The organism is Streptomyces catenulae (assembly GCF_000718015.1).
GTDB lineage: Bacteria > Actinomycetota > Actinomycetes > Streptomycetales > Streptomycetaceae > Streptomyces > Streptomyces catenulae.
On record NZ_JODY01000003.1, the window covers coordinates 39,483 to 54,030 of the forward strand.

The window sequence follows — 14,548 nt, forward strand, 5'->3', positions numbered from 1 at the left end:
GCCGCACCCCGCTCACCCGGGGTGCGGCCCTTCGGCGTGTCGGCTACCCCAGCAGCTCCACCTCCGCCAGCGTCCCCGGGCCGTCCGGGACGAGGCGGTAGTGCCGGTACGCGGCGGGGGACGGGACGGTGAACGCCCGGGTCTGGTGGTCCCAGCGGAAGGGCTCGGCGGTGCGGTGGTCGAGCCGCTTCCAGGTGGTGCCGTCCGGGGAGCCCTCCAGGGTCCAGCCCTTGGGCGCCGTGGTGCGGTCGGCCGAGGTGAGGGTGTAGGTGGTGACCCGGGCGGCCTTCGGCAGGTCGATACGGGTCGGGGTGAGCGGTGCCGCCGTCGCGGAGGTGTTGTCGAAGAGCGGCCCGGCGGACGGGTCGGTGACGTCCGTGGGCGGTGCGGGCACCTTGTCGTCGTGGGTGAGGGAGGTCGGCGCATCGTCCTTGCCGGTGCCCCAGGACGAGGGGCGGTCGCCCATCGCGAAGTCCAGGGTGGCGCCGCGGGCGAGCAGGGCGTGCGGCAGCGCGGTGGACGTCCAGGGCTTGCCGTTGACGCGCAGCCCCTGGACGTAGACGTTCCGGGCACTGTTGCGCGGGGCGTTGACCACCAGGTCGCGGCCGTTCTCCAGATGCACGGTGGCCTTGGTGAAGAGCGGCGAGCCGACCGCGTACTCGCCCTGACCCATCACCAGCGGATGGAAGCCGAGGGCGCCGAAGACGTACCAGGCGGACATCTCGCCGTTGTCCTCGTCGCCTGGGTAGCCCTGGCCGATGTCGCTGCCGACGTAGAGCCGGGAGAGCACCTCGCGGACCTTCGCCTGGGTCTTCCAGGGCTGCCCCGCCGCGTCGTAGAGATAGGCGATGTGGTGCGAGGGCTGGTTGCTGTGGCCGTACATGCCCATACGGGTGTCGCGCGCCTCGGTCATCTCGTGGATGACGTCACCGTAGGAACCGGCGAACTCCTTGGTGCCCGTCTCCGGCGTCGCGAAGTACGCGTCGAGCTTCTTCGCGAGGCCCGCCCGGCCCCCGTAGAGGTTGGCCAGGCCGCGGGTGTCCTGCGGGGCGGGGAAGGCGTACGTCCAGGCGTTGGTCTCGGTGTAGTCGTGGCCCCAGACGCGCGGATCGAATTTCTCCGGCGGCAGCCGCCAGGCGCCCCGCGCGTCGCGGCCCTGGAAGAAGCCGACGGCGGGGTCGAAGAGGCGGACGTAGTTCCGCGCCCGGCCGAGGAAGTACGCCGCCTCCTCCTTGTAGCGCGCCCGGTGGGTCTTCGCGTACAGCGCCTGTCCCATCCGGGCGATGCCGAAGTCGTTGAGGTAGCCCTCCAGCGCCCAGGACAGGCCCTCGTGGGTGTCGGTCGAGGTGTAGCCGAGGAAGGGCGAGGTGGTCATGCCCTTGCGGCCCACCCCGGACTGCGGCGGCGCCACCGTCGCGTTCTTCACCGCGGCGTCGTAGGCGGCCTCGGCGTCGAAGTGGACGCCCTTGAGGTACGCGTCGGCGAACGCCACGTCCGAGCTGGTGCCCGTCATCAGGTCCGCGTAGCCGGGGGAGGACCAGCGGGAGGTCCAGCCGCCGTCCTTGTACTGCTGGACGAAACCGTCGACCAGCTTCCCGGCCCGGCCGGGGGTGAGCAGGGCGTAGGCGGGCCAGGCGGTGCGGTAGGTGTCCCAGAAGCCGTTGTTGACGAAGACGGAGCCGTCGACGATCTTCGCGCCGGTGTGTGTCGGGGTGTCCTCGCCGGTCGGCGGGGTGAACGGGCTGGCGTAGCGGGTGCGCGAACCGACCCGCTCGGAGCCGGAGTTGGGGTAGAGGTACATCCGGTAGAGGTTGGAGTAGAGCGTCGTCAGCTGGTCGGCAGTGGCGCCCTCGACCTCGACGCGGCCCAGCAGACCGTCCCACTGCTTCTGGGCGCGGCGCTCGGTGGTGGTGAACGGCGTCCCGGCGGGGATCTCCCGGTCGAGGTTGGCCTTGGCCTGGGCGGTGCCGATCAGGGAGGTGGCGAGCCGCAGCGTCACCGTCCGGTCCGCGCCGGGCGCGAACCGCAGATAGCCGGTGACGTCCTTGCCGCCGCCCCCGCCGAGCCGTCCGCCCTTGGTGACCGGCGCGTCGAACGTCCCGTAGACGAAGAGGCGGGTGGCGCCGGTGGACAGGCCGCTCCTGACGTCGGAGTAGCCGCTGACGGTGGCGTGCTCGGGGTCGAGGGTGAGGCCGCCCTTGTTGTTGACGTTGTCGAAGATCAGGTTCGCGTCGTCGCCGGGGAAGGTGAAGCGCATCTGGGCGGCGTGGTCGGTGGGGGCGATCTCCGCCTTGAGACCGTTGTCGAAGGTGACGCCGTAGTAGTGCGGCCGGGCCGTCTCGTGCTCGTGGTGGAACGGCAGCGCGCGGGCGGTGCGCGAGGCGTCCGGGGTGCCCGCCGCGGTGGACGGCATGACCTGGAACGTCTGCCGGTCGCCCATCCACGGGCTGGGTTCATGGCTGGCGGCGAACGCCTGGAGGGTGGGCAGGTTGTCGGCGTTGTTCTTGCGGGCGTACTCGTAGAGCCAGTCCGTGGAGCCCGCGTCGGTCACCGGCGTCCAGAAGGTGAAGCCGTTCGGGACGGCGGTCGCCGGGAAGGTGTTGCCGCGCGAGAAGCTGCCGCTGGAGAGGGTGCCGCGGGTGGTCCGCACGTAGTCGGAGAGGTGAGCGCGCGGCTTCTGGGGCGCCTGCCGCCCGAGGGTGAGGTCGTCGATCCAGCCGCGGAACGAGGGGGCCTTGTGCGGGGCGCGCGGGGCGTCGTACGCGACGAGGATCCGGGCGACGGTCTTCCCGGCGGCGACCGCGCCGATGCGGGCGGTGCGCGCGTTCCACTGGTTGACGTAGAGCATCCGCGCCTCGGCCTGACCGCGTGGCGTCAGGGGCGCCCCGTACTGGTCGGTGGCGCCCAGGTCGCTGAGGTAACTGCCGTCGGTGAAGGCGAGATCCACCGCGACATGGGTGGCCGGATACTCCGGATCCACCGTCGCCATCTGCGGAAAGACCTTGTACGAGAGTGTGGTGTCCGCGGTGACGGGGGTGTGGACGGCGAAGACCTTGTTGTACGCGTAGCCGCGGCCGGTGGCGGTGTGGGTCCCGGCGTACTCCAGGGCGTGCCGACCGGAGAACCCGGCGCCGTTCCTGGACGTCGGGGTGGCGTCGGGCCCGGTGCCGATACGGGTGGCCATGCCCGGGGCGGCGGGGCCGGAGGGCGGGGTGACGCCGTCCGTCCGCGGGCGGCCTTCGGGGTCCCGGTCGGCGGTGTCGGTCCAGTCGGGCGCCGGTTGCCCCGGCTCGAAGGAGGAGCGGAACTCCCCGGCGGCGGGCGGTGGTTGGCGCGGGGTGGCCCGGGCCGCCGGGCCGAAGGCGGTGACGGTGAGCAGCGCGGCCGCGACCAGCGCGGTGGGCCGGGCGAGCGTCCGTAGCGGGGTGTGCCGGTGTCCGATCCGCACGCGAACCCTCTCAACGTGGTTGACATCGTTGTCAGTTGGAGCGAGTAGAGACAAGTAAGGAGGGCGGCCGGGTGGGTGTCAAGAGTGGGGGAGGCGGCGCACGGGCCGGGGTGTACGCCGTGGTGCGGCAGGGTGCGCGCCGGGGTGCGCCCGGGCGGTTCGACCAGGTCTCAACTCGGGAAAGAGAGTGAGGAACGCCGCATTCGATCTTGCCCCGTCACCCGAAAGTGGACTATACCTGTCGGCGTCCGAACGGCCCGTCAACGGCCGTGGATCCGGGGGGAAATGCGGGTGGCCGAATGTGCCCGCGGTTTCCCGGCAGACCCGGCGCACATCCCGTACCACTCAGCTCCATCTGACGACCTGCGGTGCCGGGGAGTTTCGTGCACCGCCTGAGTCCTGAAGAAGGCGAGGACTTGAGCATGGGATCCACCTCGGAATTCAACCGGCGCGATCTGGTCAAGCGGGCGGCGGCCCTGGGAATTGTCGCGCTTCCCGCGATGAGTCTCCTTTCCGCCTGCGCCAGCTCCGGCGGTGGCGGCGGTGACAAGGCGGCGAAGGGCACCAAGTCGGCGAAGAACCCGCTGGCCGTCAACGACAGCGCCGGTCTGGACGTCGTGATCTTCGACGGCGGCTTCGGCGACGCCTATGCGAAGAACGCGCTGGCGGAGTACACCAAGGAATTCCCGAAGGCCGCCGGAAAGGCCAAGCTGACTTCCACCCAGAAGATCCAGTCGACGCTGCAGCCGCGTTTCAACGGTGGCAACCCGCCGGATCTCGTCGACAACTCCGGCGCCGAGCAGATGGATTTCGGCACCCTCGTCAGCAAGGACCAGCTGACCGATCTCAACGCCCTCCTCGACGCCCCGTCGATCGACGACCCGAGCAAGAAAGTACGCGAGACGCTGCGCCCCGGCGTCGTCGAAATGGGGCAGTTCGGCGGCAAGGAAACCTGGATTCTCTACTACGCGTACACCGTCTACGGCGTGTGGTATTCGAGAGGTAATCTCGCGAAACTCGACGCGGAATACCCGGAGACCTGGGACGATATGCTCGCGCTCTGCGCGAAGGCCAAGAAGAAGGGGATAGCCGGGTGGACGTACCCGGGTAAGTACCCCTACTACTTCCCGTTCTCCCTCTACCCGTTCATCGGCAAGATCGGTGGGCCGGAGGTGCTGCGGCGGATCGACAACCTGGAGCCGAACGCCTGGCACGACCCGGCGGTCAAGGCGGCGTTCGAGGCGTACTACGAGCTGTACCGCAAGGGCTACATCCTCAAGGGCTCGCCCGGTCTCGACCACCTCCAGTCGCAGAACGCCTGGGCGGAGGGGAAGGCGCTCTTCATCCCCAACGGCTCCTGGGTGGAGAACGAGTCCGCCAAGCAGATCGCCCAGGACCCGCACTTCCAGCTCGCGGTCGGCGCCCCGTCCAGCCTCTCCGCCGCGGACAAGATGCCCTTCGGCACCCTCTGGGCGTCCGGCGGCGAGCCGTACATCGTCCCGAAGGAGGCGCACAACGCCGAGGGCGGTATGGAGCTGCTGCGCGTCATGCTCGGCCGGAAGGCGGCGCAGAACTTCATCAAGCAGGTCTCCTCGCTGACCTCGCTGGACGGCGGCACGGACGGCGTCCAGCTGCCGCCGGGGCTCGAATCCGCGCAGTCCGTGCTGGAGAAGGCGGGCAAGAACGTCCTCAATCCCCGGCTCCAGGACTGGTACGTCGCGCTGCAGAAGGAAAAGATCGGTGTCGGCGCCATCGGCGAAATGATGGCCGGTCGGATGACGCCCGACGAGGCGATCAAAAAGATCCAGAAGTACGCGGACGACACCCGCGCCGACTCCAGCGTCACCAAGTACAAGCGCTGACCCATGAGGGGAGCGAGCCACCGGCACCATCCGCAGCGCAAGAACGGGACCGGCAGTCATGCAGCACGGTAAATACCGTTTCATCGCGGGATTCCTGATCGTTCCGCTGGTGATTTACGCGGTCTTCGTGATCTCACCTTTCGTACAGGCCATCTACTACTCCCTCACGGACTGGACGGGCCTGAGCCCGAACCTGCGGATGGTCGGCTTCGACAACTACGTACGCCTCTTCCACGACTCCGTCTTCTGGGCCGCGGTGGGAAACAGTGTGACGCTGTTGCTGCTGCTTCCCGTGGTCACGCTCAGTCTCGGGCTGTTCTTCGCCTTCATGCTCAATGTCGGTGGCCGCCGCCGGAAGAAGGCGGTCATCGGCGGAGTACGCGGATCCGGCGTCTACAAGATCATTTATTTCTTCCCGCAGGTCCTCTCCGTCCCGATCGTCGCGCTGCTCTTCCAGTTCGCGTACAACCCGGAAAGCGGCGCCCTGAACTCCTTTCTCGGCGCCATCGGTCTCGACGGTGTGCAGCCGGACTGGCTGGGCGATCCGCAACTGGCGCTCTGGTGCGTCATGGGCGCGATGGTGTGGGCCAATGTCGGCTTCTACGTGGTGCTGTTCTCGGCCGGGATGAGTTCGATCCCCAAGGACTTCTACGAAGCCGCGCTGCTGGACGGCGCGAACCGCGTGAACACGTTCTTCCGGATCACCCTGCCGCTGCTCTGGGACACCGTGCAGACCGGCTGGATCTACATGGGAATTCTCGCCCTGGACGTCTCCGCCTTCGCTTTCGTGCAGATCATGAGCGTCGGTCCGGGCGGCCCCGACTACTCGACCGAGGTCCTGCCGCTCTACGTCTACCAGCGGACCTTCCGCGACGGTCAGGCCGGATACGCGACCGCCATCGGCGTCTCCCTGCTGATCGTGACCCTCGTCTTCTCGGCCGTCGTCATGCGGCTGGGACGGCGCGAGCGACTGGAGTTCTGATGAGTGCGCAGACCGAGCCCGCCGCCCGCCACGCCGCACCGAAGGGCGGACCGGGCCGCGCGGGGCGCCGCGGCGGCGAGGGCGGCGTGCTGAACGTCTTCTCCCACGGCGTCCTGGTGATCTGGGGCCTGCTGGTCACCATGCCGCTGCTGTGGGCGGTGGTCTCCTCCTTCAAGGACGACGCGGAGATCTTCAGCTCGCCCTGGAGCCTGCCCTCGGTGTTCCACCCGGACAACTGGGTGCGCGCCTGGGAGAAGGCGAACATGAGCGAGTACTTCCTCAACTCGCTGATCGTGGTGGGCGGTTCGCTGATCGGCACGATGGTGCTCGGCTCGATGGCGGCCTATGTGCTGGCCCGCTTCGACTTCCCCGGCAACCGCTTCCTGTACTTCCTCTTCGTCGGCGGCATGGGCTTCCCGGTGATCCTGGCGCTGGTGCCGCTCTTCTTCGTCATGAAGAACATGGCGCTGCTGGACACCTACCACGGGCTGATATGCGTCTACATCGCGTATTCGCTGCCGTTCACGGTCTTCTTCCTCAGCGGGTTCTTCAAGACGCTGCCGACCTCGGTGGCGGAGGCGGCGCTCATCGACGGCGCCTCCCACACCCGGACGTTCTTCCAGGTCATGCTGCCGATGGCGAAGCCGGGCCTGATCAGCGTCGGCATCTTCAACTTCCTGGGGCAGTGGAACCAGTACCTGCTGCCGACGGTGCTCAACGTCGGCGACCCGCACAAGAAGATGCTCACCCAGGGGCTGGTCGCGCTCGCGGTCAGCCAGGGGTACAAGGGCGACTGGTCCGGGCTCTTCGCCGGGCTGACCATCGCGATGCTCCCGGTGCTCGCGGCGTACATCATCTTCCAGCGGCAGGTGGTCGCCGGGCTCACCGCCGGCGCGCTCAAGTAGCCGCCGGGGCTGTGAGGGCCCCGCGCCGCCTTCCCGGGGCGCGGGGCCCTCGGCTGCCCGGAGCGTCCGGCGCGGCGGGCCCCGCGGCGCCGTCGCCGGGGCGCTCCCGGGCGTCGCACCGCTCCGGCGCGGGCGCCCGTCCCGCCCCTTCCACCTCCGGTCGAGGACTTGACGGGAGGTGATCCGTACGGCTCAGCTTAGATTCACATGTTGGAGACAAGCCGGGCCCCGCTGGTGTGGTCCGGTCGGGCGGGCGGTCGTCGTGCCGTACGCCTCAGGCGGGAGTGGATGAGCCGATGGAGACTCCGGGGTCGCAGTCCTCGCTGCACCGGGCCAATCTGGAGCGGGTCGTGCGCGCGGTACGTATGGCGGGCTCGCTCACCCAGGCGGAGATCGCCCGGAGCACGGGGCTGTCCGCGGCGACCGTCTCGAACATCGTTCGTGAGTTGAAGGACGGCGGCACCGTCGAGGTGACGCCCACCTCCGCCGGGGGGCGCCGGGCCCGCAGCGTGTCGCTCTCCGGTGACGCCGGGATCGTCGTCGGCATCGATTTCGGCCACTCCCATCTGCGGGTCGCGGTCGGCAACCTCGCCCACCAGGTGCTCGCCGAGGACGCCGAGCCGATCGACGTGGACGCCTCCGCCGCCGAGGGGATGGACCGCGCCGAGCGGCTGGTCGCCCGGCTCGTCGAGGCGACCGGTATCGCCCGGGACAAGGTCATCGGCGTCGGGCTCGGCGTGCCCGGCCCCATCGACGTCGAGTCGGGCACCCTCGGCTCCACCGCGATCCTGCCGGGCTGGACGGGCACCAACCCGGGCGCGGAACTGTCCGGGCGCCTCGGCGTCCCCGTCCACGTCGACAACGACGCCAACCTCGGCGCCCTGGGCGAGCTGGTCTGGGGCAGCGGGCGGGGCGCCGCCGACCTGGCGTACATCAAGGTGGCCAGCGGCGTCGGCGCCGGTCTGGTCATCGGCGGGCGGATCTACCGCGGGCCGGGCGGTACGGCGGGCGAGATCGGCCACATCACGCTCGACGAGTCCGGGCCGGTCTGCCGCTGCGGCAACCGCGGCTGCCTGGAGACGTTCACCGCCGCCCGCTACGTCCTGCCGCTGCTCCGGCCCGGCCACGGCCCGGATCTGACGATGGCGCGCGTGGTGGAGCTGGCCCGCGAGGGCGACCCCGGGTGCCGACGGGTCATCGCGGACGTGGGCCGCCACGTGGGCAGCGGCGTCGCCAACCTCTGCAATCTGCTCAACCCGAGCCGGGTGGTGCTCGGCGGCGATCTCGCGGAGGCGGGGGAGCTGGTGCTCGGGCCGATCCGGGAGTCGGTGTCGCGGTACGCGATCCCCAGCGCGGCACGGCAGTTGGGCATCGTGCCCGGCACGCTGGGCGGCCGCGCGGAGGTGCTCGGGGCGCTCGCGCTGGTGCTCAGCGAGATGGGGGACGCCACCCTGCTCGACGGCGCGCAGGCCGTCCACGGCGCCGCGTCCGCATGAGGAGGCCCGGTGCACGGAAGGTGGCTGAGCCGCGTATGACTTCAGGCACCTAACGTATGGCACCGTTGTCATCTCGTTAAGAATTTACTCCTTGACGGCCCGCTGGCGGCCGAGTTGACTTCCAGCCACCTCGGCCGCAAGGACGCGGCCTCGTCAGGGAGGCAAGCTCACATGAATGTCTGGACGCGTCGCGCCGTCATAGGCACCGCCGCCGTTTCGATGGCCCTCTCGGTCGCCGCCTGCGGCAAGGCGGGCGGCGACGGCAAGGCCGCGGGCGGGGACGGCAAGACCATCGGCCTGCTGCTGCCGGAGAACAAGACCACCCGCTACGAGACCTTCGACCGGCCGCTCATGGAGGCGAAGATCAAGGCGCTCTGCGCCGACTGCGAGGTCAAGTACAACAACGCGGCGCAGGAGACGGAGACCCAGAAGAAGCAGTTCGACGCGCTGATCACCCAGGGCGTCAAGGTGATCATCCTGGACCCGGTCGACTACAAGGCCACCAAGTCCTGGGTCAACCAGGCGGCCAAGAAGGGCGTCAAGGTCGTCGCGTACGACCGGCTGGCCGAGGGCGAGATCTCCGCGTACGTCTCCTACGACAACGAGAAGATCGGCCGCCTCCAGGGCGAGGCGCTGGTCAAGGCGCTCGGCAGCGACGCGAAGAACAGCAACGTCGTGATGATCAACGGCTCGCCGACCGACGCCAACGCGCCGTTCTTCAAGCGGGGCGCGCACACCGTCCTCGACAAGCAGGTCAAGAAGATCGTCTACGAGCAGGACATCCCGGACTGGTCGTCGGACGAGGCCAACAAGAAGATGAGCGCGGCCATCGACTCGCTCGGCAAGGACGGCTTCCAGGGCGTCTACGCCGCCAACGACGGCGAGGCGGGCGGCGTGATCACCGCCCTCAAGCAGCAGGGCGTCAAGGTCCCGGTCGGCGGCCAGGACTCCGAACTGGCGGGCCTGCAGCGCGTTCTCAAGGGTGACCAGGCGTTCACCATCTACAAGCAGATCAAGCCGCAGGCGGACGCCACCGCCGAGATCGCGGTGAAGCTCCTCAAGGGCGAGAAGATCGACGGGCTGACGTCCACCGAGGTCGACAGCCTCAGCGGCGACGTCAAGGGCATCCCGGCGAAGCTCTACGACGCCCAGGTCGTGACCAAGGACAACGTCAAGGACACGATCATCAAGGACAAGGTCTACAAGGCGAGCCAGCTCTGCACCGCCGATGTGAAGGCGGCGTGCGAGAAGGCCGGTATCAAGTAGCCCGTCCGGTCCGCCCGGGGCGCGCGAGGCGGCAGCCGCCGCCGGACCCGCGGCCCGGGCGGACCGCCGCACCGGCCCCGCGCCGCGCCCCGGCCCGCGCCCCCGTATCCCGGTGCCCCGTCACACCCCACCCCCCTCGCACAACCCGGTGCCCCGCACCACCGTCCCGCCCCTGTGAAGGCGGCGAAGGAGATGATGTCCGTGTCCGCTACGCCCGTGCTGGCGTTGCGCAAGGTCTCCAAGCGGTTCGGCGCCGTCCAGGCGCTCACCGACGTCACGCTGGAGATCCACCCCGGTGAGGTGGTCGCCCTGGTCGGCGACAACGGCGCCGGTAAGTCCACCCTCGTCAAGACGATCTCGGGTGTGCACCCGGTCGACGACGGCACCATCGAGTGGGAGGGCGCGCCGGTCCGCATCGCCAAGCCGCACGACGCCCAGGAGTTGGGCGTCGCCACCGTCTACCAGGACCTCGCGCTCTGCGACAACCTCGACGTCGTCGCCAACCTCTACCTCGGCAACGAGCTGCGCGGCGCGGGCGTCCTGGACGAGATCGCGATGGAGAAGCGGGCCAAGGAACTGCTGGACACCCTGTCCATCCGTATCCCCAGCGTCCGTATCCCGGTCGCGGCGCTCTCCGGCGGGCAGCGGCAGGTCGTGGCCATCGCCCGCGCGCTGATCGGCGAGCCGAAGGTCGTCATCCTCGACGAGCCGACCGCCGCGCTCGGCGTCGAGCAGACCGCGCAGGTCCTCGACCTCGTGGAGCGGCTGCGGGAGCGGAACCTCGGCACCATCCTCATCAGCCACAACATGGCCGATGTGCAGGCCGTCGCCGACCGGGTCGCGGTGCTCCGGCTGGGCCGCAACAACGGCGTCTTCGACGTCGCCGACACCTCGCACGAAGAGATCATCGCGGCCATCACCGGCGCCTCGGACAACGCCGTCACCCGCCGCAGGGCCCGTACCGAGCAGGTCAGGAAGGAGGAGGCGCGATGAGTGACCTCACGAAGAAGACGGCGGAGACCGCCGAGCCGGAGACCGCCGAGGCGCCCGCCGTCCCGGCCGTCGACCCCCGCCTCCTCGTCCGGGAGCGGGGCTTCGCCGGGTATCTGGAAGAGTTCGCCCGCCGCCTGCGCGGCGGTGAGCTGGGGTCGCTGCCGGTCGTCGTCGGGCTGATCGTCATCGCCGTCGTCTTCCAGCTGAAGAACAGCTCCTTCCTCTCCGCCGACAGCCTCGCCAACATCGGCGTCTACACCTCCGGCCTCGGCATCATGGCCGTCGGCATCGTCTTCGTGCTGCTGCTCGGCGAGATCGACCTCTCCGTCGGCTCGGTCGCCGGTGTCGGCGCGGCGGTGTGGGCGGTGCTGAGCGTCACCCACGGCGTCAACGACTGGCTCGCTGTCCTCCTCGCCGTCGCGGCGGGCGCCGCCATCGGCACCCTGCACGGCTTCTTCTTCGCCAAGATCGGCGTCCCCGCGTTCGTCGTCACGCTCGCCGGATTCCTCGGCTGGAGCGGTCTGCAGATCTGGCTGATGGGCAAGGAGGGCTCCATCAACACGCCCTCGGGCAGTGTGGTGGAGAACCTCACCGGCTACTACTTCGAGGACAAGGCGGCCGCCTACGGCCTCGCCCTCGTCGCCGTCCTGGCGTACGCCGGGTCGCTGCTGTGGGAGGCGCGCCGCCGCCGGGCCGCGGCGCTGCCGTCCCGCCCGGCGAGCGAGATCGCGCTGCGCACCGGCGTCGTCGCGGTCCTCGCCTTCGCCGTCGCCTACGTCCTGAACGAGCCGGACGGCGCCCGCGGGCTGCCGCTGGCGCTGGTGCTCTTCCTCGCCGTCCTCGTCCTCGCGGACTTCGTGGTGCGCCGCACCTCCTACGGGCGGCAGATCTTCGCGGTCGGCGGCAACGCGGAGGCGGCCCGCCGCGCCGGTATCAACGTCAACCGGATCCGCGTCACGGTCTTCGCGGTCTCCGGCATGCTGGCGGCCTTCGGCGGGCTCTTCATCGCCAGCCTCTCCGGCGGCGCCACCAAGAACCTCGGCGCCGGGAACACCCTGATGAATGTGATCGCCGCGGCGGTCATCGGCGGCACCAGCCTCTTCGGCGGGCGCGGCAAGATCTGGTCGGCGCTGCTCGGCATGCTCGTGATCCAGTCGATTCAGCAGGGTCTGAACCTCCTCGGCATGGCGAGCGAGATCCAGTACATGATCACCGGTGCGGTGCTGCTCGCGGCGGTGGTCATCGACTCGCTCTCCCGCCGGACGCAGAAGACCGCCGGACGGACCTGAGCCCGGCCCGTACCCGCGCGCAGCGGCCCCCACCAGGCACCTTCCGGTGGGGGCCGCCGTATGTGCGGCGGGCGGCCGAATCCCACGGGTCACCCGAGTGACATACATCGCGAGGCCCGAAGGTCGCGGCGGGCACCGGAACATTAGACTCGGCTGATCAGCAACCTCGACCAGTTTCGAAGCACGACAAGCAGGGAGGCACAGTGCAGAAGGTGCCGCGCGAAGCGCGCCAGGCCGGGGCGGTGGCCGGAGACGGACGGGAGTTGCTGACCCGTATCGAAGGTCCACGCGACCTGGACCGGCTCACCCCGCAGCAGCTCGGACAGCTCGCCGGGGAGATCCGTACCTTCCTCGTCGACGCCGTCGCCCGGACCGGCGGCCACCTCGGCCCCAACCTCGGTGTGGTCGAGCTGACCATCGCCCTGCACCGGGTCTTCGACTCCCCGAAGGACCGCGTCCTCTTCGACACCGGACACCAGTCCTACGTCCACAAGCTGCTCACCGGCCGCCAGGACTTCGGCCGGCTGCGCGCCAAGGGCGGCCTGTCCGGCTACCCCTCGCGCGCCGAGTCCGAGCACGACGTCATCGAGAACAGCCACGCCTCGACGGTGCTGGGCTGGGCCGACGGTCTGGCCAAGGCCAACCAGGTGCGCGGCAAGGACGACCATGTCGTCGCGGTGATCGGCGACGGCGCGCTGACCGGCGGTATGGCCTGGGAGGCGCTCAACAACATCGCGGTCGCCAAGGACCGCCCGCTGGTCATCGTCGTCAACGACAACGAGCGCTCCTACGCGCCGACCATCGGCGGCCTCGCCGACCACCTCGCCACGCTGCGCACCACCGACGGGTACGAGAAGTTCCTCGCCCGCGGCAAGGACCTGCTGGAGCGCACCCCGGTCGTCGGCAAGCCGCTCTACGAGACGCTGCACGGCGCCAAGAAGGGCCTCAAGGACTTCATCGCCCCGCAGGGCATGTTCGAGGACCTGGGCCTGAAGTACGTCGGCCCGATCGACGGCCACGACCTGGAGGCGCTGGAGTCGGCGCTGACGCGCGCCAAGCGCTTCGGCGGCCCCGTCATCGTCCACTGCCTGACGGAGAAGGGCCGCGGCTACAAGCCCGCCGAGCAGGACGAGGCGGACCGTTTCCACGGCATCGGCGTCATCCATCCGGACACCGGTCTGCCGGTCGCCGCGTCCGGCGCCGACTGGACCTCCGTCTTCGGCGAGGAGATGGTCAAGCTCGGCCACGAGCGCGCGGACATCGTCGCGATCACCGCCGCGATGCTCCAGCCCGTCGGCCTGAAGAAGTTCGCCGCCGCCTTCCCCGACCGGATCTACGACGTCGGCATCGCCGAGCAGCACGGCGCGGTCTCCGCCGCCGGTCTGGCCACCGGCGGTCTCCACCCGGTCTTCGCGCTGTACGCCACGTTCCTCAACCGCGCCTTCGACCAGGTGCTGATGGACGTCGCGTTGCACAGGTGCGGCGTGACCTTCGTCCTGGACCGCTCCGGTGTCACCGGCACCGACGGCGCCTCCCACAACGGCATGTGGGACATGTCACTGCTCCAGGTCGTGCCCGGCCTGCGGATCGCCGCGCCGCGCGACGCCGACCAGGTCCGCGCGCAGCTGCGGGAGGCCGTCGAGGTCGATGACGCGCCGACGGTGGTGCGCTACTCCAAGGGCGCGGTCGGTCCGGCCGTCGAGGCGGTCGGCACGGTCGGCGGCATGGATGTGCTGCGCGCCCCGGTGGCGGTCGCCGGGCGCCCCGATGTGCTGCTGGTCTCGGTCGGCGCGCTCGCCCCGATGTGCCTGGAGGTCGCCGCCCTCCTCGACAAGCAGGGCATCTCCTCCACCGTCGTCGACCCGCGCTGGGTCAAGCCGGTCGACCCGGAGCTGCCCGGTCTCGCCGCCGAGCACCGCGTCGTGGTCACCGTCGAGGACAACATCCGCACCGGTGGCGTCGGCGCGGCCGTGGCGCAGGCGCTGCGGGATGCGGGCGTGGACCTCCCGCTGCGTGACTTCGGCATCCCCGAGCGCTTCCTCGACCACGCCTCCCGCAAGGAGGTCATGGCCGAGATCGGGCTGACCGCGCCGGACATCGCCCGGCAGGTCACCGGTCTGGTGGCCAAGCTGGACGGCCGGTTCGAGGGCGCGTCGGCGAGCGCCGCGGGCTCGCCGCGTCCGGCGGAGGTCGCGGGCGACTGACGCCCCTCGCGCTTCCTGGGCCGGTCGGCCACCTCCGGGTGCGCCGACCGGCCCATCCGTTTGTCCGCCGCCGCGCTCCAAAGGGTGAATCGCCGCCGCCCGG

Annotated in this window: 9 protein-coding genes; 8 read left to right on the forward strand and 1 reads right to left on the reverse strand. The window is 70.1% G+C overall.

Features of this window, described 5'->3' with window-relative positions; translation table 11 throughout:
* Positions 1–43 precede the first annotated feature (43 nt).
* The gene (locus tag IF23_RS0104330; RefSeq protein WP_030279932.1) at positions 44–3,448 is read right to left on the reverse strand and encodes a GH92 family glycosyl hydrolase; all 3,405 of its coding nucleotides are present in this window, start codon (positions 3,446–3,448) and stop codon (positions 44–46) included.
* Between the two features lie 422 nt (positions 3,449–3,870).
* Here IF23_RS0104330 and ngcE point away from each other — a divergent pair, with 422 nt between their 5' ends.
* From ngcE to dxs, 8 genes are all read left to right on the forward strand, one after another.
* Complete coding sequence (gene ngcE, locus IF23_RS0104335; RefSeq protein ID WP_030279934.1) at positions 3,871–5,310, forward strand: N-acetylglucosamine/diacetylchitobiose ABC transporter substrate-binding protein; 1,440 nt, start codon at positions 3,871–3,873, stop codon at positions 5,308–5,310.
* Between the two features lie 58 nt (positions 5,311–5,368).
* Positions 5,369–6,292, forward strand: a complete 924-nt coding sequence (locus IF23_RS0104340) for a carbohydrate ABC transporter permease (RefSeq protein WP_030279936.1) — start codon at positions 5,369–5,371, stop codon at positions 6,290–6,292.
* Positions 6,292–7,197, forward strand: a complete 906-nt coding sequence (locus IF23_RS0104345) for a carbohydrate ABC transporter permease (protein WP_030279938.1) — start codon at positions 6,292–6,294, stop codon at positions 7,195–7,197. The genes IF23_RS0104340 and IF23_RS0104345 overlap by 1 nt, the downstream gene beginning before the upstream one ends.
* A gap of 296 nt (positions 7,198–7,493) precedes the next feature.
* Entirely contained in the window at positions 7,494–8,693 is a 1,200-nt protein-coding gene (locus tag IF23_RS0104350) for an ROK family transcriptional regulator (RefSeq protein ID WP_030279945.1), read from the forward strand.
* 171 nt (positions 8,694–8,864) lie between these two features.
* On the forward strand, positions 8,865–9,959 hold the full coding sequence (locus IF23_RS0104355; RefSeq protein WP_030279947.1) for a sugar ABC transporter substrate-binding protein: 1,095 nt from the start codon (positions 8,865–8,867) through the stop codon (positions 9,957–9,959).
* A 192-nt stretch (positions 9,960–10,151) separates the two neighbouring features.
* On the forward strand, positions 10,152–10,952 hold the full coding sequence (locus IF23_RS0104360; RefSeq protein ID WP_078653805.1) for an ATP-binding cassette domain-containing protein: 801 nt from the start codon (positions 10,152–10,154) through the stop codon (positions 10,950–10,952).
* Positions 10,949–12,241, forward strand: coding sequence for a sugar ABC transporter permease (locus IF23_RS0104365; RefSeq protein WP_030279951.1), 1,293 nt, complete (start codon positions 10,949–10,951; stop codon positions 12,239–12,241). Before IF23_RS0104360 ends, IF23_RS0104365 begins: the two co-directional genes overlap by 4 nt.
* A gap of 203 nt (positions 12,242–12,444) precedes the next feature.
* Positions 12,445–14,445, forward strand: a complete 2,001-nt coding sequence (gene dxs / locus IF23_RS0104370) for a 1-deoxy-D-xylulose-5-phosphate synthase (RefSeq protein WP_030279953.1) — start codon at positions 12,445–12,447, stop codon at positions 14,443–14,445.
* The last annotated feature ends 103 nt before the right edge of the window (positions 14,446–14,548 follow it).